At 47.1% G+C, this 22,598-nt stretch carries 26 protein-coding genes; 20 read left to right on the top strand and 6 right to left on the bottom strand.

Annotated features, from left to right (window positions below; all coding sequences use genetic code 11):
• Window positions 1–3: 3 nt before the first annotated feature.
• Genes fliP through L4C35_RS09695 form a run of 3 tightly spaced genes read right to left on the bottom strand, consistent with a single transcriptional unit; the run spans window position 4 to window position 1,992 of the window.
• Window positions 4–732, bottom strand: coding sequence for a flagellar type III secretion system pore protein FliP (gene fliP / locus L4C35_RS09705; protein ID WP_428462682.1), 729 nt, complete (start codon window positions 730–732; stop codon window positions 4–6).
• Window positions 732–1,091, bottom strand: coding sequence for a flagellar motor switch protein FliN (gene fliN / locus L4C35_RS09700; protein WP_428462681.1), 360 nt, complete (start codon window positions 1,089–1,091; stop codon window positions 732–734). Before fliN ends, fliP begins: the two co-directional genes overlap by 1 nt.
• The gene (locus L4C35_RS09695) at window positions 1,084–1,992 is read right to left on the bottom strand and encodes a flagellar motor switch protein FliM (protein WP_428462680.1); all 909 of its coding nucleotides are present in this window, start codon (window positions 1,990–1,992) and stop codon (window positions 1,084–1,086) included. The genes fliN and L4C35_RS09695 overlap by 8 nt, the downstream gene beginning before the upstream one ends.
• Window positions 1,993–2,630: 638 nt before the next feature.
• Between L4C35_RS09695 and L4C35_RS09690 the strand changes: the two genes are divergently transcribed.
• The 8 genes from L4C35_RS09690 to L4C35_RS09655 are packed head-to-tail and all read left to right on the top strand — an operon-like array spanning window position 2,631 to window position 10,533.
• Window positions 2,631–3,503 carry a MotY family protein gene (locus tag L4C35_RS09690; protein WP_428462679.1) on the top strand — a complete coding sequence of 291 codons (873 nt, stop codon included), beginning with the start codon at window positions 2,631–2,633 and terminating at the stop codon, window positions 3,501–3,503.
• Window positions 3,500–4,984: a sigma 54-interacting transcriptional regulator gene (locus L4C35_RS09685; protein WP_428462678.1), complete on the top strand. Its 1,485-nt coding sequence runs from the start codon at window positions 3,500–3,502 to the stop codon at window positions 4,982–4,984. The genes L4C35_RS09690 and L4C35_RS09685 overlap by 4 nt, the downstream gene beginning before the upstream one ends.
• Window positions 4,985–5,004: 20 nt before the next feature.
• The gene (fliE, locus tag L4C35_RS09680; RefSeq protein ID WP_428462677.1) at window positions 5,005–5,349 is read left to right on the top strand and encodes a flagellar hook-basal body complex protein FliE; all 345 of its coding nucleotides are present in this window, start codon (window positions 5,005–5,007) and stop codon (window positions 5,347–5,349) included.
• A 25-nt stretch (window positions 5,350–5,374) separates the two neighbouring features.
• Entirely contained in the window at window positions 5,375–7,054 is a 1,680-nt protein-coding gene (gene fliF / locus L4C35_RS09675) for a flagellar basal-body MS-ring/collar protein FliF (RefSeq protein WP_428462676.1), read from the top strand.
• Window positions 7,041–8,048 carry a FliG C-terminal domain-containing protein gene (locus tag L4C35_RS09670; RefSeq protein ID WP_428462675.1) on the top strand — a complete coding sequence of 336 codons (1,008 nt, stop codon included), beginning with the start codon at window positions 7,041–7,043 and terminating at the stop codon, window positions 8,046–8,048. The genes fliF and L4C35_RS09670 overlap by 14 nt, the downstream gene beginning before the upstream one ends.
• Window positions 8,049–8,056: 8 nt before the next feature.
• Entirely contained in the window at window positions 8,057–8,764 is a 708-nt protein-coding gene (gene fliH, locus L4C35_RS09665; protein ID WP_428462674.1) for a flagellar assembly protein FliH, read from the top strand.
• Entirely contained in the window at window positions 8,757–10,088 is a 1,332-nt protein-coding gene (fliI, locus tag L4C35_RS09660; protein WP_428462673.1) for a flagellar protein export ATPase FliI, read from the top strand. Before fliH ends, fliI begins: the two co-directional genes overlap by 8 nt.
• A 10-nt stretch (window positions 10,089–10,098) precedes the next feature.
• Complete coding sequence (locus tag L4C35_RS09655; protein WP_428462672.1) at window positions 10,099–10,533, top strand: flagellar FliJ family protein; 435 nt, start codon at window positions 10,099–10,101, stop codon at window positions 10,531–10,533.
• Window positions 10,534–10,559: 26 nt separating this feature from the next.
• On the opposite strand, the gene L4C35_RS09650 is transcribed toward L4C35_RS09655, so the two are convergent.
• From L4C35_RS09650 to flgA, 3 genes are all read right to left on the bottom strand, one after another.
• Complete coding sequence (locus tag L4C35_RS09650) at window positions 10,560–10,994, bottom strand: flagellar protein FlgN (protein WP_428462671.1); 435 nt, start codon at window positions 10,992–10,994, stop codon at window positions 10,560–10,562.
• Window positions 10,994–11,269: a flagellar biosynthesis anti-sigma factor FlgM gene (flgM, locus tag L4C35_RS09645; protein WP_428462670.1), complete on the bottom strand. Its 276-nt coding sequence runs from the start codon at window positions 11,267–11,269 to the stop codon at window positions 10,994–10,996. Before flgM ends, L4C35_RS09650 begins: the two co-directional genes overlap by 1 nt.
• A gap of 106 nt (window positions 11,270–11,375) precedes the next feature.
• Window positions 11,376–12,146, bottom strand: a complete 771-nt coding sequence (gene flgA / locus L4C35_RS09640) for a flagellar basal body P-ring formation chaperone FlgA (protein ID WP_428462669.1) — start codon at window positions 12,144–12,146, stop codon at window positions 11,376–11,378.
• Between the two features lie 73 nt (window positions 12,147–12,219).
• On the opposite strand from flgA, the gene flgB reads away from it, so the two are divergent.
• From flgB to L4C35_RS09580, 12 genes are all read left to right on the top strand, one after another.
• The gene (gene flgB / locus L4C35_RS09635) at window positions 12,220–12,594 is read left to right on the top strand and encodes a flagellar basal body rod protein FlgB (protein WP_428462668.1); all 375 of its coding nucleotides are present in this window, start codon (window positions 12,220–12,222) and stop codon (window positions 12,592–12,594) included.
• Window positions 12,595–12,599: 5 nt separating this feature from the next.
• On the top strand, window positions 12,600–13,019 hold the full coding sequence (flgC, locus tag L4C35_RS09630) for a flagellar basal body rod protein FlgC (protein WP_428462667.1): 420 nt from the start codon (window positions 12,600–12,602) through the stop codon (window positions 13,017–13,019).
• Between the two features lie 11 nt (window positions 13,020–13,030).
• Window positions 13,031–13,717, top strand: coding sequence for a flagellar hook assembly protein FlgD (locus tag L4C35_RS09625; RefSeq protein ID WP_428462666.1), 687 nt, complete (start codon window positions 13,031–13,033; stop codon window positions 13,715–13,717).
• Window positions 13,718–13,748: 31 nt separating this feature from the next.
• A complete protein-coding gene (flgE, locus tag L4C35_RS09620) occupies window positions 13,749–15,005 on the top strand; it encodes a flagellar hook protein FlgE (RefSeq protein ID WP_428462665.1) in 1,257 nt (418 codons plus the stop codon).
• A 13-nt stretch (window positions 15,006–15,018) separates the two neighbouring features.
• Window positions 15,019–15,753 (top strand): flagellar basal-body rod protein FlgF, encoded by a 735-nt coding sequence (gene flgF / locus L4C35_RS09615; RefSeq protein WP_428462664.1) that lies wholly within the window; start codon window positions 15,019–15,021, stop codon window positions 15,751–15,753.
• 99 nt (window positions 15,754–15,852) lie between these two features.
• Window positions 15,853–16,638, top strand: a complete 786-nt coding sequence (gene flgG / locus L4C35_RS09610) for a flagellar basal-body rod protein FlgG (RefSeq protein WP_094956667.1) — start codon at window positions 15,853–15,855, stop codon at window positions 16,636–16,638.
• A gap of 10 nt (window positions 16,639–16,648) precedes the next feature.
• Complete coding sequence (gene flgH, locus L4C35_RS09605) at window positions 16,649–17,308, top strand: flagellar basal body L-ring protein FlgH (RefSeq protein ID WP_428462663.1); 660 nt, start codon at window positions 16,649–16,651, stop codon at window positions 17,306–17,308.
• A complete protein-coding gene (locus L4C35_RS09600; RefSeq protein WP_428462662.1) occupies window positions 17,308–18,417 on the top strand; it encodes a flagellar basal body P-ring protein FlgI in 1,110 nt (369 codons plus the stop codon). Before flgH ends, L4C35_RS09600 begins: the two co-directional genes overlap by 1 nt.
• A complete protein-coding gene (locus tag L4C35_RS09595) occupies window positions 18,417–18,926 on the top strand; it encodes a rod-binding protein (RefSeq protein ID WP_428462661.1) in 510 nt (169 codons plus the stop codon). The genes L4C35_RS09600 and L4C35_RS09595 overlap by 1 nt, the downstream gene beginning before the upstream one ends.
• On the top strand, window positions 18,923–20,329 hold the full coding sequence (gene flgK / locus L4C35_RS09590; protein WP_428462660.1) for a flagellar hook-associated protein FlgK: 1,407 nt from the start codon (window positions 18,923–18,925) through the stop codon (window positions 20,327–20,329). Before L4C35_RS09595 ends, flgK begins: the two co-directional genes overlap by 4 nt.
• 27 nt (window positions 20,330–20,356) lie before the next feature.
• The gene (flgL, locus tag L4C35_RS09585; RefSeq protein ID WP_428462659.1) at window positions 20,357–21,271 is read left to right on the top strand and encodes a flagellar hook-associated protein FlgL; all 915 of its coding nucleotides are present in this window, start codon (window positions 20,357–20,359) and stop codon (window positions 21,269–21,271) included.
• A 110-nt stretch (window positions 21,272–21,381) separates the two neighbouring features.
• Window positions 21,382–22,467 (top strand): hypothetical protein, encoded by a 1,086-nt coding sequence (locus L4C35_RS09580; protein ID WP_428462658.1) that lies wholly within the window; start codon window positions 21,382–21,384, stop codon window positions 22,465–22,467.
• Window positions 22,468–22,598: the final 131 nt, after the last annotated feature.

The raw sequence follows: 22,598 nt of genomic DNA, 5'->3' as shown, positions 1-22,598 counted from the left end.
TAGTTAGCCAAAGCTGGCAGTTAATGTACCCACTGTCATCGACCAACCATCGACCATGACAAAAATCATCAGCTTAAATGGCAGTGAAATGATCAGTGGTGATAGCATCATCATACCCATGGCCATTAAGACACTGGCAACCACGATGTCGATAATCAAAAAAGGAATAAACAGCATAAAGCCAATTTGAAAGGCGGTTTTTAGTTCGCTTAAGACGAATGCTGGCATCACAATCAGAAAATCGAGATCATCAAGATTGGCCGGAGCGGGTTCGTTAGCGATACGGAGAATTTGCTCTAAATCGGTTTCTCGTGTTTGTTGCAACATAAACTGGCGCAGGGGCTTGGCTGCGGTTTGTGCCGCATCTTGCAACGTCATCTGGTTTTCTTGGTAGGGAATAACAGCGTTGTCATAAATGTTATAGAGCACAGGTCGCATGATGAACAAGGTCATGGTCATCGCGATGCCGATTAAGATACGGTTAGGTGGGCTCTGCTGTAAACCCATGGCTTGGCGCAAAATACCCAACACAATAATAATGCGAGTAAAGCTGGTTACCATCAGCAACATCGCGGGCAAAAAAGCCAGCGCTGTCATCAGCAAGAAGACTTGCAGCTTTACGCTGTATTCTTCTTGTCCTGCCGGGCCGTTAATGGTCAGTAATGACAAATCTTGCGCCCATGCTGGCGTACAAGTAAAGAGCCACAAGCCCACTAAAGCCAAGTAACGCATTATTTTGTTAGCCCTTTTAGCATGTCGTTGTCATCAACCACATCCACTAAACGAAGACCATATTTATTGTTTACGATAACCACTTCGGCATGGCCAAGTAAGGTACCGTTGACTTTAACGTCCATGGCTTCACCGCTTAGTTTATCTAGCTCAATCACAGTGCCTAAACCGACGTTCATTAAGTCGCCCACCATCAGTTCGGTGCTCGCGACTTCCAGCGTTAAATTAACCGGAATATTGCGAATGAAGCTCATGTCTTGTGCGGGGGTATTCATCGCGGTTGGCATTGGGTCTTGCCCTAGGCTACCAAGATCAAGGTCATCAAGATCGATATTTAAATCAGAGGCTTGTTCAGACATTTTTATTCCTATTTTGCTTAATCACGCTTTGAACTTGAAGAACGAGGCTGGCATTGTTTTCGGCAACACGAGCGGTAAACAGGGCGGTATTACCCGCTTTTACCGTGACTTCACTCGGTAGTTCTACCGGGATAACGTCACCCGCTTTCAGATCCATCACATTACCCAAGGGTAAGCGACGCTCTGCTAAAGTTGTCGTTAGGCGCATGGGTGCCTGACAGATTTTATTTTGAATTCGGGCCTGAAGTTCAGGGTCGGTATCAATATCAATGGGTTTTTGCTGATCTCGCAAGAAGTCTAATCCAGCAAAAGGCAGGGAGATCGCCAGCCAACCTTTGTGTCCTGCTACTTCCATAGTGAAATGGCAGACCTGATAGAGTTGGTTGGTTTGCATCATGTTACCGAGGCGGAGCGTATTTTTTTCGGTGAGTGTGCTTTGCCAATTGGTGATGCTGTGCCAGCCGTTAGAGAAGTGCTCAAGGGCCACACAGAAAAAACGTTCAACCAAGCGCAATTCAGTATCACTCATTTCTGTTCGTTTGCGCTGATTACTTCCCAGGCCACCAAAGAACAGATCCACCATAAAGAAAAGCAGTTCGCCATCAATTGCAATGGTGCCGTGCAAGTCATGTGGTGACACAATAAACTCACGGTACAGCGAGGGTTTAGGCATTTGCTGCAAGTAATCTTGAAGCTTTAGCGTGTCTTGCTGTTCAAGGCTAAACGATACCGGGTGACGAAGTAGATGGTGATATGACTGCCGAGCCGTTCGTTCAAATTGTTTGCAGACATTATCAATGATCGCTTGAAGCGCACCGATACGATGTTCTGGGCTGGCAAGATCAAAATCGCGAACTTCGACCAGATCAGTATTGGATATGATTTTACTCTTTTTAGTCATAATCACTTGCAAATAATAAGACTGACAGTCGATGGATAGTGGTCATTATCAAGTTAAACAAAAATACAGATAGTCTTGATAAATTATATTAAACAATAATAAATGAGTAATAAAAGTTAACGGTTTGTTTTAAATAATTAAAATGAGAAAAGTTAATTTCTATCGGTTAACATCGGTGTTTTAGTTGTTTTTATTACTGCATCATTTTGGCGAGAGAGACTACCTTTATATAGGTTATCTTGTCAAACCAATACACTTTCAGCGCCAAAGTAAAATACGGTCTCCTGTACGGTTTAGTGGCTATTGTTGGATGGATTATTAATTGACCATTTTATTGACTTTTTAATGTTCATTTTATTGACAGTTGACATGCCAGAGCGAATGCATTCTTATTAGCGCGTATAATAAAAACGAAATAATAAATCCCCAAGTTATTTGAGATGATATGTAGCCCTATGAGCTATTGTCGTCTTTATTTTTGTTTGTTGTGGTTAAGTTATTGAAATTTTAAAGTTAATTTGTTTTTCATGTTTTTGATAAATAAAATTTAAGCTTTCCTGGAAGCTGGTCGCTTTAGTGTTTCTTATGCTTTCAAATAACTTTGATGGTGTTTAAGAGTTGTTCTGGAGTTCTTTATAATGGTTTGTCGTGGAATCATTGTCGCTTTAATGGTGATTATTTCCTGCGCAGTTAATGCACGAGAAAATAAATGGATGGCAGCATTAGATGACAGTGGCTGGGATTTTTATGGGAGTAAAACTTCTTGTGTTCTTTCTCATCACATCCGAGATTTTGGTTCAGTGAAACTTATTTCTGAAGCCGGTGAAAAAACACGGTTAATGATAAAATCTACTAAAATTAAGCCATTTAATAATATTGTTGATGTGGAATCAGTGTCACCATTTTGGGCATCAGCTCCAGATATTAATCTATATTTTAAAACGCCAGCGCAACGTTCTAGATCTACTGATGAATTAATAATAAATAATGCTGAAAATGTTATTAATGAGTTAATTCATGGTCGTTGGGTGAAAGTTATCTTGACGGATGAGCGTCAAAAAAATAGCGCTGTGGTGGTGCAAAATATAAACCTCAGTGAACCTATGGCTGAGTTTCAGCAATGTAAAAATCAATTAATAGCATTTAACTATCAACAGATTAGAGATTCAGAGTTTTATTTTGACGCAGCCTCTTCGCGTTTAAATAAGCAAGACATTCAGACATTGAAAGGGATTGCTGAATATATTCGTGTTGATGCAGATGTGCAGAAAGTGTTAGTCGATGGTCATTCCGATCAGCTCGGGCAATTTAGCAGTAAGATGCGCGTTTCTCGCCAGCGAGCAGAAGAGGTTGCCGCCATGCTGATTGAACTGGGTGTACCTCGTAAATTATTGCAGATCCGTTCTCATGGTGATCGCTATTTAGTCAGCACCGAGAGTAATGCTCAGGCATTGCAATTAAATCGTCGCGCTACGGTTCGGCTGGTCAGAAAATCAGGAGCAGGTTCATGACAAAGAAAATTTGGCAAGTGCTGATGTTTCATCCCCAGCATACGGTACTTGATAACGTATTAGCGAACGGTGAAGCGGAAGGCTATAAACTTAGCCGCGTTACTAATGTCATGGGCTGCCTCAATACGTTAGATAAGCAAGCGTGGGATCTATTATTAGTACCAGCTTGTCTTGATGATGGTAGCGAAGCGGCTGATATTATTGCGCTAGTGCGTCGCCAAGGCTATGACGGTCCCATTGCTGTGTTATCTGAACTGCCGCATGTCACTCAGGTTAGCCAAGCATTGCAAGTGGGGGCGACCGATTATCTCTTGATCCCATTTGGCCATACGCACTTAAGCCAATTGGTACTGCGTATCATGCAAACCAACCAGTCATGTTCATCGGTGGTGGCGGAAGCACCTCAAAGTAAGCAACTGTTACAGCTTGCTCAGCGTGTAGCCCAAACCGATGCCTCTGTATTGATCAATGGCGAAAGTGGTACGGGCAAAGAAATTTTGGCGCGTTTTATCCATAATGCTTCGCCTCGTGCACAGTCACCGTTTGTTGCCATCAACTGCGCAGCCATCCCTGAAACCATGATTGAGTCGATCTTATTTGGCCATGCCAAAGGGGCTTTTACGGGCGCATCATCGGCACAGCCGGGCAAGCTTGAAATTGCCAATGGCGGGACATTGTTACTGGACGAAATTGCAGAGCTGCCATTGGCATTGCAAACCAAGTTACTGCGTGTGCTGCAAGAAAAAGAAGTTGAACGTTTAGGCAGCCACCAGAAAATTAACCTCGATATTCGCGTGCTCGCGGCGACCAACCAAAACCTTGAGAAAGCGGTGGCGGAAGGCCGTTTTCGTGCCGATCTGTATTATCGCCTCAATGTCTTCCCATTGTGCTGTGCGGCATTACGTGATCGTACCGAAGACATTATTCCGCTGGCTAAGCATTTGCTCAAGCGTCATATGGCGCTGGGACAAGCAGCAACACACTTCACTGATTCGGCCAAACGCGCATTAAAAGCGTATGCGTGGCCGGGGAATGTCCGTGAGCTGGAAAATATTATTCAACGTGCCTTGGTGATGAGCCACGGTTGCTTGATCCGCGCCCAAGATTTGATGTTACCAGGCCAGCCTTTGCATGCTGAGCCAGAGGTAACTATGCCTCAAGAATTACTTTCTATGAATGCAACTACGACCACCGCAATGCCGATTGAGCATGAGCCTTTGAGTGTCGTGGCGGAGCCTGAGAAAACCAGCAGCAAGCGACCAAGCTTACAAAAAAGCCGCAAGCTAGCAGAATTTAACACCATCATTGAGACCTTGCGTCGCTTTAATGGTCATCGAAGTAAAACAGCAGAAGAGCTTGGCGTATCAACACGCGCTTTGCGGTACAAGCTGCAGACAATGCGTGAGCAGGGTATGGATGTAGAGCAAATCCTTACGAATCAAAGTGCTGATTTTTCAGCTAATAACTATAACTTTTCTTAAGCATTTTTAGAGACCTTGTTATGTCAGATAACGTGTTAGCCATGCAACAACCTTTAAGCCAACTTGCTGAAGTTCAAGCACAAATTCAATCGTTTGATGCAATTCAAATTGCACCGAACCCAATTACAACACCGCACACGCAAGCGGTGGATTTCACCAGTGTGATCACTGAAACCCTTAATAGTGTGGATCAGCAAGGTCGTGATGCATCGGCAAAAATGACCGCGGTTGATACGGGTCAGAGTGATGATTTGGTCGGCGCTATGGTTGCTAGCCAAAAGGCGAGCCTCGCCTTCTCTGCTATGGTGCAGGTGCGCAATAAGCTCCTGACTGCGTACGACGATGTTATGAAAATGCCTGTGTAGTGAGAATGCTTAAGTGACTGAAGTAATGAAGCAAAAATTGGTAAATATGGCAGGCCCGACAGGAATGGGCCGCTTATTTTCAGGTATGCGGTTAGCAGGCTTATTGGCTGCTATTGCCGCCTTAGTGACTGTCGCTGTGGTATTGGGCTTATGGCAGGGCAGTAGTCAGTATCGTCCGCTGTATGGTGAAGCAGAGCAGTTTGACCGCAGCCAAGTGATCGCGGTATTAGAAGAAAAAGGATTGGATTATTACGTTGAGCCGCAAAAGGGCAGCGTGATGGTTGATCGTAACAGTTTGGGGAAAGCGCGTTTAGCGCTTGCGGCTGCGGGTGTGGAAGCGCAGCTACCAGCGGGACTTGAAATTCTAAGCCAAGATTCAAGCTTAGGTACCAGTCAATTTGTTGAAAATGCGCGTTACCGTCATGGTCTTGAAGGTGAGCTCGCACGCAGTATTATGGCGTTAGACGCGGTACGCAATGTACGCGTTCATTTGGCGATGCCAAAGCAAACCTTGTTTGTTCGTCGCGATAAAGAACAAGCTTCTGCCTCGGTGATTATCTCGTTGCAACCTGGTCAAACGCTGGATGCTGAGCAGGTCACTGCCATTGTTAACCTAGTGGCGGGCAGTGTACCAGAACTGGAAGCTGATCAGGTTAACGTGATTGATCAACAAGGTAACCTGTTATCCGCGTTAGTGGGCGAAGGTCGCCATGGTAAAAACAGTAGTGCTTACCTTGATTATGTCCAAAAGCTTGAAACAACCTATATAAACCGTGCATCTCGCATGTTACGTCCTATGGTCGGTAGCGATAACTTCCAAGTTGAAGTCGCCGCCGCAGTGAATTTTGATCGCACTGAAGCGACAGAAGAGCTCTATTCGCCTGAAGGTACCGTGCGTTCAGAATTCTCATCTTACGACCGTCGTGTAGGTAAAGCGGCTCAAGGGGTACCAGGTGCTTTGAGTAACCGTCCCCCCGAAGATGGCGATGAAGAAAAAGATCCAAATGCAGGCAATGAACGGGGTGAAAACTCACGTGATTACGTGATGGATCGCACCATGAAACATACTTACTACCAGCAAGGTCAGATCGAGCGTTTGAGTGTATCTGTGTTGCTAAACGGTGATCCAGCGACTTTCCCACCGGCTAAAATCGACAGTATTCGTCAGATGCTAAGTGATGCAATGGGTATTGAAGCCACCCGTGGTGATAGCTTTAGCGTCCATGTTTATCCGTTCAATAAAGCGGAAGCTCAGCTTTTGGCTGAAGAGCCGGTGTGGTGGATGCAAAACGTATGGTTAGATTATCTTCGTTATATCCTATCGGCGATTGTTGCTTTAGTGATCTTATTGGTGGTTGTCCGCCCTGCAATTCGTCAATTAGCGGGTGAACGTCAACGCAGTAAAGATCCGGTGCTCGACAGTGTGCTACCTGAAAGCAAAAGTGGTAGCGAAGTGGCGACACTTAACAGCAATACCGCTATGGCGCCGACAGATAGTGAATTAGAAGCACCTTCAACAGCAGCGATGGCTGAAGCGGCATTAAGCTCGGCGGTCGTGCCTGAAGAGAGCATGCCTGAGCTACCAAGCCCTGAAACGGGACTCGAAGTTCAAACCTCTTACTTACAAGCGTTATCGGAGAAAGAACCGGAACGTGTTGCTCATGTCGTTAAACAATGGATAACCCCGAAAGATGCAGATAAATGATAACAACCAAGGCATCGAACAGGCCGCAATTTTATTGCTAAGCATGGGGGAGGAGGCTGCAGCGAATGTCTTGCAGCAACTCGATCGTGAGCAAGTGCGCCAATTGTCGATTGCTATGGCCAGCATTCCAGCCGTGAAAAAAGATCAAGCCGAAGGCGTATTTCAACGTTTCTTCCAAGACTTTAAACGTGAATCTGGGATCTCGGGAGCATCGCGTAGTTACCTAGAGCGAACCTTGAATAAAGCGTTGGGGCAGTCATTGTCCCAGCCACTGTTAGATGCGATTTACGGTGATTCACTCAAGCATAACTTGCAGCGTTTACAGTGGTTAGAGCCCGCGAAGTTAGCCGAGCTGATCTCGGGCGAGCACCCACAGATGCAAGCGGTGTTCTTAGCCTACCTTGAACCTGATGTTGCGACAGGACTGTTGGCTAAATTGCCTCAAGACAACCTGGATGAATTGCTTTATCGCTTAGCGAATTTAAAAGAAATTCACCCCGACATGATGCAAGAAGTGCACGTGTTGTTGGAGAAATTCCTGGCCCAAGTTGGTCAGCAAAATAGCACCTTGATCGATGGTACCCAAAAAGCGGGTGATATCATCAATCGTTTACAAGGCGAGCAGAGTCAGAAAGTGATGACAGGGTTGAAAGAGATCGACCCTGAATTAGTGGCTCAGCTGGAATCGCAAATGTACAACTTCAGTATTTTGGTGCGCCAAACCGAAGAGACGCTGGAACGCTTGGTGGAAGAAGTCGATCAAAACGTACTGGCGACAGCGCTGAAAGGTGCCGACGAAGAGCTGCTTGCGAAAGTGTTCGCGACCATGCCTAAACGTGCAGCCCAATACTTGCGTGAAGCGATGGAAGGCAAAGGTCGAGTACGATTGAGCGCCGTTGAAGATGCCCGCAACCAATTAGTCTCAACGCTACGTGAATTGGCCGATGCCGGTGAGATTGAGTTGCAGCTCTTTAGTGAGCCAGTAGTGGAATAGGAGCAATGATGAAAAAGAATCAGCCGAGTAATGTCTTGCATCCTCAGCTTGGCCAGTATCGCCCTTATCACTTTCCACCGCTGATGCAGCCTGAAGAAGATGATTTGTTTGGTGATGAAACCACAGGTTCATACCAAGATGAATTTCATAATGGCTTCCAAGACGGTCAACAAAAAGGGCATGAGCAAGGCTATCAAGAAGGTGTTGCTCAAGGATTACAAGCAGGCCAAGAGCAAGGACTAGAGCAAGGTCGTCAGCAAGGTGTTCGCGAAGGTGTGGCTCAAGTTCAGCAACAAATGGGCAGTACCGCGGCGTCGGTTGATCACTTGATGCAGCAAATTCAGCAAGTGTTTCAACAACATGTTCGTCAGCAAAGCGAAATGATTTGTGATCTTGTGCAGAAAGTGGCGCGCCAAGTTATCCGTGCTGAGCTCACGCTAAAGCCAGGTCAAATGGTGCACTTGATTGAAGAAACACTCGCACAAATGCCAGAGCAAAAACCGGACTTAGTGATTTACCTCAATCCGCAAGATTGCCAGCGTTTGGTGGAGTTAGTGCCTGAGCAAGTCGCGACATGGACCCTACAACCTGACGACAGTTTAGCGATTGGTAGCTGTCGTGTAACCAGTAGTGAATCAGAAGCTTTTGCTGATAGTGAAGAGCGGTTAGAAACCTGCATGGATTCGATTCGAGATAGTTTACTCAGCGATGCGTGATTTATTCCAAGAGCTCAATGCCCGTCTTAGCTCTGCGGTGGAGCAGGTACCTGAAGTACCTGTTGCTCGCACTTGGGGACGGTTGACCCGAATGGCGGGTTTGACCCTTGAAGCCGTGGGTTGCCGATTATGCACGGGCCAACGTTGCATGATAGAAACCGATCACGGCACCTTAGTGGAAGCCGAAGTGGTCGGTTTTGACCGTCAAGCATCCGTCTTGATGCCGATCCGTCATACCACAGGGTTACGCCCTGGTAGTCGCGTTCTACCCTTGCACGGTGATAGCAAAATTGATGTGGGTTACAGCATGTTGGGCCGTGTGCTTAACGGGCTGGGTGAGCCTTTGGACGGCAAAGGCGCTATCCATGGTGAGCAACGCATTAACCTGCAAGGTGAAAGTATTAACCCCTTGCAGCGCCTACCTATTTCCACTCAGCTAGATGTTGGTGTCCGGGCAATTAACGGCATGTTAAGTGTGGGTAAAGGCCAGCGCATGGGTTTATTTGCGGGCAGTGGTGTGGGTAAGAGTGTGCTGTTAGGCATGATGACCCGTAACACCACCGCAGAGATCACCGTGGTGGGTTTGATTGGTGAACGTGGCCGTGAGGTCCGTGAATTTATTGAGCACTCCCTTGGCCCAGAAGGGATGAAAAATGCGGTGGTGATTGCATCGCCAGCTGACGATCCTCCCTTGATGCGACTACGTGCTTCAGTATTGTGTCACCGTATTGCCGAGTTTTTCCGCGACCAAGGCCACGATGTTTTACTACTGATGGATTCACTGACGCGCTATGCGCAAGCACAACGTGAGATTGCCTTAGCCGTTGGCGAGCCGCCCGCGACCAAAGGTTATCCGCCTTCGGTGTTTAGTTTGTTACCACAGCTGGTGGAGCGTGCAGGTAATGGCGCGACCGAGCGAGGTTCAATTACCGCCTTCTACACTGTTTTATCAGAAGGGGATGATCAGCAAGATCCGATCGCCGATGCGGCCCGCGCTATTTTAGATGGTCACATTGTCTTGAACCGTGAACTGGCAGAACAAGGCCACTATCCCGCGATTGATATCGAACAGTCGATCAGCCGTGCGATGCCACAAGTGGTAAGCCCTGAGCAGCTCAAACAAGCGCAGCAAATTAAGCAGCGTTATGCGCGTTATCGCCAAATTCAAGACTTGATTGCACTGGGTGGTTACCAACCAGGGCAAGATCCAAACCTTGATATCGCGGTTCAGCAATATCCTGCGATTTGTCAGTTTCTTCAACAAGGTATGCAAGAGCGGGTGACCCTAGATCAAACGCAGCATGCCATGATGCAGTTAACGTAAGAGAATCATCATGCGACGAGTGAAAATGTTGCAACATTGGCGTGAACAACAACAGCGTCAGTTTGATAGCATCCAGCAAGAGTTCGGTCAGATAAATAGCCAGCACCAAGCGCACCAACAGCGATTGGAGTTGCTTGAAAGTCTATCGGGACAGTATTGCATTGAAGGGGGGCAGCAAGCGTCAGCCTTGATGCTAAAGGGGATTGGACGTTTTCGCTATCAGTTGGATAATTTAACCAATTTACAGCGCCATGAATTGGCGATGTCCGAAGTTGAATTGCGTACCACCAATGAGCGCTTAGTGCAGCAGCATTGCCAAGTACGAATGGGCGAGAAAATCATTGAAAAACGTCAGAATCAAATTGCGCTTAAGCAAGAGCGCCAGCAACAAAAAATCCTTGATGAGTTGTCAGCGAATAAGTTTTATCGTCAACGGATAACCTGATGTAACGGCTCGCGAGTAACGTAAAATTACTCGCCAGGGCCGTAGCAATATTGTTGTTCAGGCTTGAGTAAGCGATCAATCAGCTGCTTTTGTTGGGCTAACAAACGGCCATTAGTGTTATTAAGCTCTTGGCAGTTTAAGGTGAGCTCATACAGCTTTTGCCATAGCATCATGCCTTTTTGCTGCACTTGTTGCGGCAGCTTACTTAACAGCTTTTGCATGCCTTCATTGTTCGCCGTCACACCGAGTCGGGTGAGAATGGCGTGGCGATTGGTGGCGTGTTGATTTAACAGTGCCATCAAAGATTGTAGCTGCTGGTTGTGGCCAATCAGAGCTTGGTTATCACGATTCACCAGTAAAACATGTTGTTGCTTCAGCTGAGCAACCAACTGTTGATAGTGGGCGACGTCTTGATTCAGTTCATTGAGCAAGGTTTTCACCATGCTGCTGTTGTCGCTCATTATTGATTACCTTGGTAATAATCAACCATAGTGCCTGCCAACTTATCAAGATCGACCGATGCTTGACCAGATTGCAGCAGTTGCTTCATTTTTGTCACTTTATCCATATCAACATCGCTCGTATGTTGCAGGTCAGCTTTCGCACTTTGTAGTGACTGCACTTCACGGCTTAACTCGACGTGCTTGGTCGTCGCTGTCTGTGCGGTTTTACTCGCTTGTGGGCGGTTTTCAGCATTCACAGCGAGTGATATTGAGTTGTGAATTTTTCCAATCATGAATGTACTCACAGGGTAGTAGGGTTATTGGTATACAGCGACCAGCTAACACAGAGCTTAACTGCTTTTTTAGCCTTTTGTTATAAAATGCATGGTAAAAAGACGTTTAAAATAGCGTTTGTACCTTTTTAGGCCCTATCACTGTGGCTAAAATGGTCTTATTTGAAGCGCTATTTTTGATTTTAATCTGTTCCCCTTTGCTGCCAGATTCTAGTGCAATCCCTTTCATTCTGGCGGTCATGTTACCCATTTTTGCTTCGATCACCACTTCCTGATGGCGCTCAACCCAGTTAGCAAATTCGACCATGCGCGGACTGATAATCTTCCCCACCGTAATGCGCCTTTTGCTCACTTGATTATCTAATTCTGCAATAGAGGTGAAATATCCCTGACGGACATAAGAAATATCAGTCCGACGGCGTTTGAAATCCTCGGCGGTTAATACTTGGTCGCGTTCTATGGTGTTTTTTGCCACCACTATTTTCTGGTACACCCGCACTTCTGCTTTGACGCGTGATTTCCAATACTTAGGTTTTTGACATTCAACGGTGAGGGTCACTTTGCCTGTCGGCGATCGCCCTTGGTGACGGCTAATGTTTAAGGGGGTATGGCATGGCGGTAAGGCTGCTTTATCTAGGTCGAAGCGAAAGTCGTTACTGCCAATGCTACCTGCAAAACGGGCCACCTCACGATACAAATAACTACGGATCTGCTGATGATCTTTTTCCGCCATGACGGAGTTACCCGCAACCGCAGCATGACTGAATGTGCTTCCGAATATCAGCAGACTAAGCACAAGAGGCAATAGGCGAATTTCCGCTCGGAAGCCATACTTCCGCTTATTGAATATTGGTCGGCAATTATTTGTGTAAGGCATTGATATTTTGGCTTTAAATGCGTGGCATGGAAATTGCTTGTAGTCGATATTCAATCTATAGGTGGTGGGTGAGATGGCAATCAACTTCGAAGATGCATTGGGGGTACACCCTAATACATTGCAGTTCCGAACACAACGCGCAAAGGTGCTGGCGAGTAACTTGGCCAATACCGATACGCCTAACTTTAAAGCGCGTGACATCAGTTTTGAAGATGCAATGAATCAAGTCGCGAGTGAAGCGCGTACCAAGCATCTAGGTCGCCGTCAGACACAGCAATCACACGAGTTATTGTATCGCAACCCACAGCAGCCAGCACAGGATGGTAACACGGTTGAATTGGGTGTTGAGCAAGCCAAGTTTGCGGGTAACGCAATGGATCTTGAAACCAGCCTTACTTTTTTGAACATGAAAATTCGCGGTCTGAAGCAGGCCATTAACGGACAATAATCTCTATGTCTTTTTCATCTATTTATGACATTGCAGGCTCTGCAATGACAGCGCAAAGCGTTCGTTTGAATACGGTCGCCAGTAACCTTGCGAATGCTGATGTGGTATCTGGTTCAGAGCAGGATGGTTACCGAGCTAAGCGCCCAGTGTTTTCTTCTGTGATGGTGGATATGAACGATCCCAATGCAGGCACTCGCGTGCGTATTGATGACGTTATTGAAAGTGATGAACCACTGCGTCGTCGCTATGAACCCAATCACCCTGAAGCCAATAAGCAAGGCTATGTCTTCCATTCAACCGTGAATGTGGTTGAAGAAATGGCCGACATGATGGCTGCATCACGCAGCTTTGAAACTAATGTCGATGTAATGAGTCGAGCGCGTAGCATGCAGCAAAGCATCCTTCGTCTTGGTCAAACGAGCTAAGGAAATAAGTAATGAGCTTACCGCAAATTAATACGGCTGGTCAGTATAACCGTGCTGCTACTCAAGCGAATGCTGAGCCACAAGTGACCAGCAATGGTCAAAAAGACATGACGCCAACCAGCAATGAGTTTTTAACCATGATGGTGGCACAGGTGCAAAACCAGAACCCGCTGAACCCAACAGATGGTACCGAGTACCTGACGCAGTTGGGCATGATGTCTGCCGTTTCCAGCTTGGAAGGGGTGAAGCAAGGCATGATGAACATGAACATCGGCATGACTAACCTTGAAATGTTGCAAGCCACTAACTTGGTCGGCAAAAAAGTGTTAATGGACGTGAAGAACGGCCTCGATATCAGTGAGGGTCAAACGCTAAATGGTCGCGTTCAGTTTGATAAACCTGTCGATAGCGCAACCGTGATTGTTTACGACGATAAAGGCAAAGAAGTCGACAAGATCAAATTGGGCGCCCAAGGCAAAGGCATGGCCGAGTTTGAAATTGACGGTGATGACCTAGGTAAAGGGACGTATTCGTTCAAAGTGGTTGCTGAAAACGGTGGTAAGGCGTGGGAGCAAAACATCATGATTGCTGCCGAAGTGGAATCGGTCAACATCCCAGCCAATGGCGGCGCGGTGTTATTAAGTCTTGCGGGCGTGGGCAAAATGTCGATGTTCGATATGCGTGAAATTACGGCGTAAATAATAAAAATTAAGTAGATAGGAATCTTTTATGTCAATCAGTGTTGGCCTAAGTGGCTTGCGAGCAACATCCGAACAGATGAACTCAATCAGTCACAATATTGCGAATGTGGGTACTGTGGGTTTTAAATCATCACGTACCGAATTCCAAGACGTTTATGCACCCCAGTTTGGTGGCGGTGAAATGAACGGTGTTGAAGTCGCGCAAGTGCGCCAAAGTTTTACGTCAGGTGGTACCACAAGTACGGGTCGTAATAGTGACTTGGCGATCAACGGTGAAGGCTTCTTCATGGTGCAAAACAATGGCCAACAAATGTTTACCCGTAACGGCGTATTCAACCTAGATACCGAGGGTTACATGGTGTCGGGTGATGGTCACCGTCTACAGGGCTATGGTGTGACAGAGTCAGGCCAAATCCAAACGGGTACCGTAACTGATTTACGGGTTGATACTGGCGATATGGCGGCGAAAACCACCACTAAAGTTCACCAAGGTCTTAACCTTGATGCTAATGCTGCCATCGTGACAAATTCTGCTGATGATAAATTCGATCCAGAAGACCCATCAACTTTCACGTCGAGTGTAACCTCTACCGTTTATGACTCATTGGGTAGTGAGCACCAAGTGACTCAATACTACGTAAAAACGGCGAGTAATGAGTGGAAAGTGCATTACGCGTTAGATGGCGATGTGCTGAAAGGGCAAACCAACACCATGGGCTTTGACAGCGACGGTAAACTTAGCACCGTCAATGGCGCGGCGGCGATGGATAATTCAACCACACCACCAACGATGAAAATCGATACTTTGTCAGTTGATCTGGCGTTTAGTAACGGTGCTGCAAAGCAAAGCGTAGGTATGACGCTGGCTGACACAACCCAGTACGGCAGTGAATTCTCAATCAACAAAAATGCGCCAGATGGTCATGCGCCGGGTCAAATTGCAGGTTGGTATTTTGAAGGCGACGGTACTGTGTATGCACGTTATTCAAACGGTCAAACCAAGGCGCAAGGCCAAGTGTTGATGGCTCGCTTCCCTAACCAAGAAGGCTTGCAACAAGCAGGTGGTACTCGTTGGACCCAAAGTTTTGCATCTGGTGCCCCTCTACTTGGTACGCCAGGTACAGGTCAAATGGGTGCACTTCGTACCGGTATGTACGAGAACTCCAACGTTAACCTGACTAATGAAATGGTCTCTTTGATGTCAGCGCAGAGTAACTACCAAGCGAATGCGAAGACCATCAAAGTATCGCAAGAGATGACTCAAATCCTGTTCCAGAACTTATAAGTAGAGGCTGGGCATGGATAAATTATTGTTCACTGCAATGTCGGGTGCGAGCCGCGTCATGATGGCGCAGCAGGTGCACGCGAACAACCTTGCTAACGTGAATACCACGGGTTTTCGTACCGATATCGAACAGGCTGATAGCGTAAAAGTGAAAGGCCAAGGTTACGACACGCGTGCCTTAGTGGCGGCGCGTGCGGGTGGTTCTGATTTTTCTGCTGGTGCGATGCAGCATACGGATAACCCGTTAGATGTATCTATTCGTGGCGAAGGTTTCTTTGCCGTTGAAGCGGGCGAAAATGATGAAGCGTATACCCGAGCAGGTAACTTCACCTTAAACCCTAATGGTCAGTTAATGCTGGGTAACCGTCCCGTGATGGGAACGGGTGGCGCGATTACCATTCCTGAGTATGAACAGTTAAGCATTGGCTCTGATGGCACTATTTCAGTTGTGCCGCAGGGTGGCGGCTTGATCCAAGAGGTAGGCCAGCTCAAGTTGGTTAAACCTGAAAACAATCAATTACGCAAAAGCGAAGATGGTTTGTTTCGTGTGGTTGGCGGTGGTGGTCAAGCGGATGCTGACGACACGGTCACGGTGGCATCGGGTTACCTTGAAAGCAGTAACGTTAATGCCATCGATGCATTAGTGAATAACATTTCCCTTGCTCGTAATTTCGAACTTCAAGTCAAAATGATGAAAACCGCTGAACAGTTGGCAACAGCGGGTAACCGCTTAGTACGTGGTAGCTAAGGAAACCTCGCTGAGTTTGAGCTTTCGTTTCAGTTCTCGGTTTTTATCTTTCCAGCGCCTTGCCCGATAAGGCGCTGCATTTATTCAGGAGTAGTCACAATGCATCCAGCACTTTGGGTGAGTAAAACAGGTCTTGCTGCGCAAGATACGCAAATGCAGGTTATTTCTAATAACCTCGCCAACGTCAATACCGTCGGTTTTAAACAAGACCGTGCAGTTTTTGAAGATTTGTTTTACCAAATGAAAAAGCAACCAGGCTCAATGGTTGATCAGCAAAATGAAGCGCCAGGTGGTTTACAGTTGGGTAATGGTGTTCGCACGGTCGGCACTCAAAAACTGATGAAAACGGGGAGCTACCAAAATACCCAAGAAGCGACCGATATGGCGATCATGGGGGCGGGTTTTTTCCAAGTTGAATTAAGCGATGGCACCACGGCGTATACCCGTAACGGTCAATTCCACCGCAACTCGGAAGGGGCGCTGGTGAATGCTGCGGGCTTACCTATGATCCCGAACATTGAGATCCCTGAAAATGCGACAGGCATGAGTGTCGGTACCGACGGTATGGTGTCTATCAAAGTGCAAGGCGAGCCTGAGCCACAAGAAATTGGCCAAATTACCTTAGCTAACTTCACTAACCCATCTGGCCTTGAAGCCATGGGCGGTAACTTATTCCGTGAAAGTGGCGCATCAGGTGCACCGATTGAAGGTGTAGGTGGTGAAGATGGCATTGGTGCGATTAGCCAATTCACGCTAGAAGGCTCTAACGTGAGTGTGGTGGAAGAAATGGTGAACATGATCACCACCCAACGTGCTTACGAAATGAATGCCAAGGTGGTCTCTAGTGCAGATCAAATGTTGAAGTTTGTTAGCCAATCAATGTAAGGGTAAGGCGATGATGCGCATTATTTTTCTTTTGGCTGCATTGGTGATGACGGGGTGCGCCCCAGTCTCTAGTGTGGTTGATCGTCAGCCACCCGAAGAGGTGCCTTATACCAATTATCCAACGTTTACGCCCGACAAAGATGGCAGTTTATTCAATGCCAGCTATGGCATGGCGTTGTTCCAAGATCGCCGTGCATTTCGCACTGGCGATATTCTAACTGTGGTGTTGGATGAGCAAACGCGCTCAAGTAAAAAAGCAGGCACGTCATTTGGTAAGGAAAGTAATACAGGCATTAGTGTCCCTAAGATCGCTGGCACCGTTTATCCTGAAGGTGAGTTTTCACTGAAAGGTGACCGTGATTTTAAAGGCGCATCATCAAGTTCGCAGCAAAACTCATTAAGCGGCAGCATCACAGTTTTGGTATCCGAAGTGATGCCAAACGGCGTATTGCGGGTGCGTGGTGAAAAGTGGCTCAAGCTTAACCAAGGTGATGAATATATTCGTTTATCAGGGTTGGCTCGTGTCGATGACATCGACGGCTCTAACCGTATTTCTTCGCAGCGTTTAGGCGATGCGCGCATTACCTATTCAGGTCGAGGCACATTGGCCGATGCGAATGAAGCTGGCTGGCTTTCTCGATTCTTTAACAGCTCATGGTTCCCGATCTAATGACTTTAAAACATATTCTTTTTGCCGCAGGTTTAGTGTTGTGCCCCTTGTTGGCATCTGCGCGTCCACTGCTAAGCTTGGTCGATATCCAAGGGATCAGGGAAAACCAGTTAGTGGGCTATGGCTTGGTCGTTGGTTTAAGTGGTACGGGTGATAAAAACCAAACCAAATTCACCTCACAATCGGTTAAAAACATGCTGAGCCAATTTGGGGTGCAGCTGCCTGCCAACGTTGACCCTAAATTGAAAAACGTGGCCGCGGTTGCGGTGAATGCCTCTATTCCAGCATTGGCTGGTAAAGGTCAATCGCTGGATATCACCGTGTCGTCAATCGGTGATGCTAAAAGTTTGCGTGGCGGTACGTTATTGCTCACGCCGCTAAAAGGTGTCGATGGCCAAATCTATGCGATGGCACAAGGCAACTTAGTGGTGGGCGGTGTTAACGCGCAAGGCAATAGCGGTACAGGGATCACCATCAACATTCCAACGGCTGGATTAATTCCAAATGGCGGGATCATTGAGCGTGAAATTCCGTCGTCGTTCTTAACCTCGACCGATGTCATTTTGAACTTAAAAGTGCCGGGCTTTAATACCGCCCGTAACATCGAAAAAGAAATTAACCGCGTATTTGGCCCTGAAGTGGCAATGGCGGAAAGCCATGCTCGGATCCGTGTGCGTGCGCCACATAAAGCGAGCCAACGGGTGACTTTTTTAGCCATGCTAGAAAACCTCGACGTTGCTCAGCAGAAGAAATTGGATCGCGTGGTCTTTAATGCTCGCACAGGCACGATTGTGGTGGGTAAAGATGTGCGAGTGCATACCGCAGCTGTCAGTCACGGCAACTTAACGGTTAGCGTGGTGGAAAACTACAATGTCAGTCAGCCTAATGCATTCAGTAATGGTAATACGACTGTCACGCCATCATCGGATGTATCGATTGATCAAGAGCGCGGCAAAGTCTTTATTTGGCCTGAAGGTAACCAAGGGACATCGCTACAAAGTATTGTTGATGCAGTAAACAGTTTAGGTGCCTCTCCCAATGATCTGATGTCGATTCTTATCGCGCTGGATGAATCGGGAGCACTGGATGGTGAGTTGGTAATTCTGTAATGAAAGCGATTGATAACGAGCAACACTCAGCCTTGTATAACGACATGAGTGAACTAAATAAAATCACAACAAACCCCGATAAAACGCAAGCGCTACAGCAGGCTGCCAATCAGTTTGAAGCGGTGTTTTTGCAAACGGTATTACGCCACATGCGTAAAGCGTCGGAGTCGATGAATGATGGTGAAGATTCGCTGTTTAATAGCAAACAGCAGAAGTTTTACCGTGAAATGTACGACAGCCAAATTGCGGTCGAAATGAGCCAGCAACAGAGCATGGGCATTTCTGACATGCTGATCAAACAATTGGGCCAGCACGAAGCATTTAAGCCACAGCCACAGGCGGTCGCTGTTAATCAACAGACACCGATTGAATCGTTAGCGGGGAGCTTTAGCCCAGCGAATGACGGCACATTGCAATCCGGTAATCAGGTTAAGTTGCCACACTGGTGGGGAAATACTACTCCGCTGTCGCAGCATTTGAAAATCCAGATGGATGACGAAGAGTTATGAGTTTGATTAATATCGGCTTGTCCGGCATGAATGCTGCGAACGCAGGCCTTTCAGTGACAGCCCACAACGTTTCTAACGTGATGACCCCAGGTTATAGCCGCCAACGTGTAGGCTTTGGTGCGGTAACTGGCGCGAATAATAGTGGCGCAGGCGTTGGCGTGAGTAATGTTGAACGCATGGCGGATAATTACCTTAATCAGCAGATATACCGTCAGCGTGGCTCATGGGGCTACAACGCAATTAGCTCGCAGTACATGCAAAAAACGGAAACGGTATTAAACAATAAAAGTACTTCAATCAGTACTGGTTTAGACCGTTTCTACGCGAGCTTAAACGAAGCATCTTCCAAGCCTCAAGATATTGCTTATCGCCAGACGATTGTCAGTGAAAGCAAATCGATGGTGCAGCGCTTTAATAATTTAAGCACTCAACTTGATAGCCAAGAAAAGCAGGTTAAAGGTCAGTTAGATGCATCGCTTACCGATGCCAATACCTTGATGGCGAGCATTGCCAGCCTGAACAGCAGTATTCGCGATGTCGGTGGTAACAGCGAAGCGGCAAGCAGCCTGCTTGATGCGCGTGACGAAGCGATCCGCCAGTTATCATCAATGATGGATGTTAATCCAACCTACCATGATGATGGCACTGTGACTGTCACTATGGCCAAAGGGCAAACGCTGGTTAGCGGTACCACCGCGAGCCAATTGAGCCAAGATCACAATGGCGAGCTAGTGCTTAAACGTGGCGATACCAATTTGGCGCTCGATGACAACTTGGGCGGCACTATCGGCGGCTTAGTGGATTACCGTGACAACGAACTGGCAGGCTTACGCCGTGAGTTGGATGTCATGGCGTATAGCTTTGCCACTGAGTTTAACGAAAAGCATCAGCAAGGTTTTGACTTAAACGGCGAAGCGGGTAAAGCCGTTTTCGGCGGCGTGGATAGCGTAGAAGGCGCGGCGGCTAAATTAACCTTATTGGTGGATGATCCTAAGCAACTCGCGTTTTCCTCTGCGGCCGATGAACCGGGTAACAGTGACAACCTAAAGGGCTTAATTGAACTTAAAAATGCCCCAGTGGATGTTGATAAGAGCAAGCTGTCACCTGAAGCGCTGAAAAACTATGAACTGACGATTGATAAGCTGAATGGCAAGTCGATTTACAGCAACTACACGGGTTTAACCGGTGACTGGGCGATCAAAACAGCGCAGCTTGAAGCGGATACTAAAGCCTCTGAGGCCTTAGTGAAACAGGCACAAGGCGAACGTGATAGTAAAAGTGGCGTCAACCTCGATGAGGAAGCGGCCAGCATTATGACCTATACCCAAATGTACCAAGCGAATGCGCAAGTGATTTCAACCGCTCAACAGCTGTTTGATGTCACCTTGTCGATGTTCCGCTAATTAATAATACCCAAGCAGGATTGAATTATGCGGATAAGCACATCGCAAATGAACAACATCATGTTGAGCAGCATGCAGAGCTCGACAACAGGTGTAAACAAGACCTTTATTCAGCTTAACTCTGGCGAGCGGATGCTGAAGCCATCGGATGATCCGCTTGGTGCCGTACAGCTGATGATGCTGGATCGTGAGCAAGCGGATATTTCGCAGTTTAAAAAGAATATCTCGAACTTAAAGACCCAGCTTGGTCAGACTGAATCGCACCTTGACGCCTCAAATACTGCGGTATTGCGTGCCCAAGAATTGGTAACAGGCGTACTGAATGCCAGCAATAGCACCATGGAAGGCCGCGAAGCCATTGCAACCGAGTTGGATGGCATTTTGGGGCAGCTAACGGATATCGCGAACAGTAAGAACCCTAACGGTGATTATATTTTTGCTGGCACCAAAACCGATACTCAACCGATCGTGAAAGATCCTGCTACAGGTAAATATGTTTACCAAGGTAACAGCGATCAGCGTGAAGTACAGGTTGCCGAATCGATGTCGATTCCAGCGAACCAGACTGCTGATGTGATGTTCTCTAATGGCAGTGACAATATTTTCAATACCCTAGATAGCGTGATCAATGATCTGCGTAACCCTGCTGTTGATGGTAGTAACCTTACTAGCAGTGTGACGCAAGCGCAAACCGACATTAAAAGTACCTTGTCATCGCTCAATGGGGCGTTAACCGATGTCGGTGGTCAGCAAAATTCATTGACCATGATTTCAGGTTCGCATGATGATAATAAGCTCATCAATGATAAACTGATCGGCGATGTGAAAGATTTAGACTACAGCCAAGCGATTTTAGAGCTCAATACTCAAATGGCTGCGCTGCAAGCGACCCAAATGACGTACAGCAAAGTACAAAATTTATCGCTGTTTAAATTGATGTAATGCCTCTGTGGGTGAGTCTGTGATTTGCCTACATAGGTTTGATGTTTATTGCCCTGAATAACAGAAGAACGCTGTGATTCAGGGCGATGTAATGAGTTAAAGAGGCCGCCTTGGTTAACCAAATTTCTTCGAGTCCCAATACCCTTCGTAGTGGTGACAGTACCCAACCTGAACGCATTGCTCAGCAACAACCCGTCGCTGCGGTCAGTCGTGTATCCGAGAAAAAATCTCGCCAAGAGCAGCAGCAATCGAGCTTAACGGGTAAGCCCCGCAGTTTATTGACTCAAACTACCTTAGCGCATAACCAAGCTGCTCAAGCGCAAACTGCCCAAAAAGCCTTGCGTGATGCCAGCGAACTGTTAAATCAGCTGCGCCAAGTGGCGCGTCGTTCCTTGAGTAGCCAAGAAGGCAAGCGTGACCAGCTTCAGCAATCGCTGCACCAGTTAAAAGGTAAGTTGGCCAAGCTAACCCGTGAAGCGAAATACCAAGGTGACCCCGTCCTGCACCATGATTTGACCCCGCGATTAGACGGCGTACAACAAACGGAACAATTCGGGATCAAAGGCCTGCGCTTAAATACCTTGCGTAACCAAGATGAGATTGTGCGTTTTCAGTTTGAATCAGGTTCGCCATCTTCTGTGCGTGCCTTGATTGAATCCGATGAAAACAGCCATGAAATTGCCAATAAGTTGGATCGGGCGTTAGCGCCACGCGGTATTCAAGTCGGGGTTGATAAGTTTGGCGATATGGCTTTCACGGTTGATAAAGCCGAGTGGGTCAATATTCGCAAAGGGGTGTGGGTCTCTGGCGGCGGTCAAATCTTGCCATCGGGGAACCCGATTAAAGCACGGCTTGAGTCGCACGATAAGCAAGCAACAGAACCTGAAGCGCTAGAGTTTGCTAAACCGCAACAGTCACGAAAAGCGCTGGCCGATATCGAGCGCATGCTACAAAAAGTGCAGCAAGCACTGAGCCAAATTGATCAAGTTCAGCAGCAAGTGGGCGCCGATCTAGAACGTATCGTGCGGACCAACAGTTTGAAATCTGGCCTTGTTAATCAGCAAGGCGAAATCGAAGCCAGCTGGATGGAAGCGCCGCAAGATGTATCGCTTCAGCTCATAGAAAATGCGGTACCGACATTATTGGCGCAAGCCAATGCGACGCGTCATAACGTGGTGGCTTTGTTAGAACCTTAGTATTTGGTGATTTATCTTGGTTTTGAACTAAGATGATAAAGACACAGCAAGGCAAGCTGCAAGCCAATAGAAAGCGGGATTATCCCGCTTTTTTTGTGCCTGTGAGTTAGTAATAAGCATGTGAGTGAATA

The sequence above is a fragment of the Photobacterium kagoshimensis genome (assembly GCF_050337045.1).
Taxonomy (GTDB): Bacteria; Pseudomonadota; Gammaproteobacteria; order Enterobacterales; family Vibrionaceae; genus Photobacterium; species Photobacterium kagoshimensis.
The sequence above is the reverse complement of the archived record's forward strand: the minus strand, read 5'-3'. Positions and strand labels throughout refer to the sequence as shown.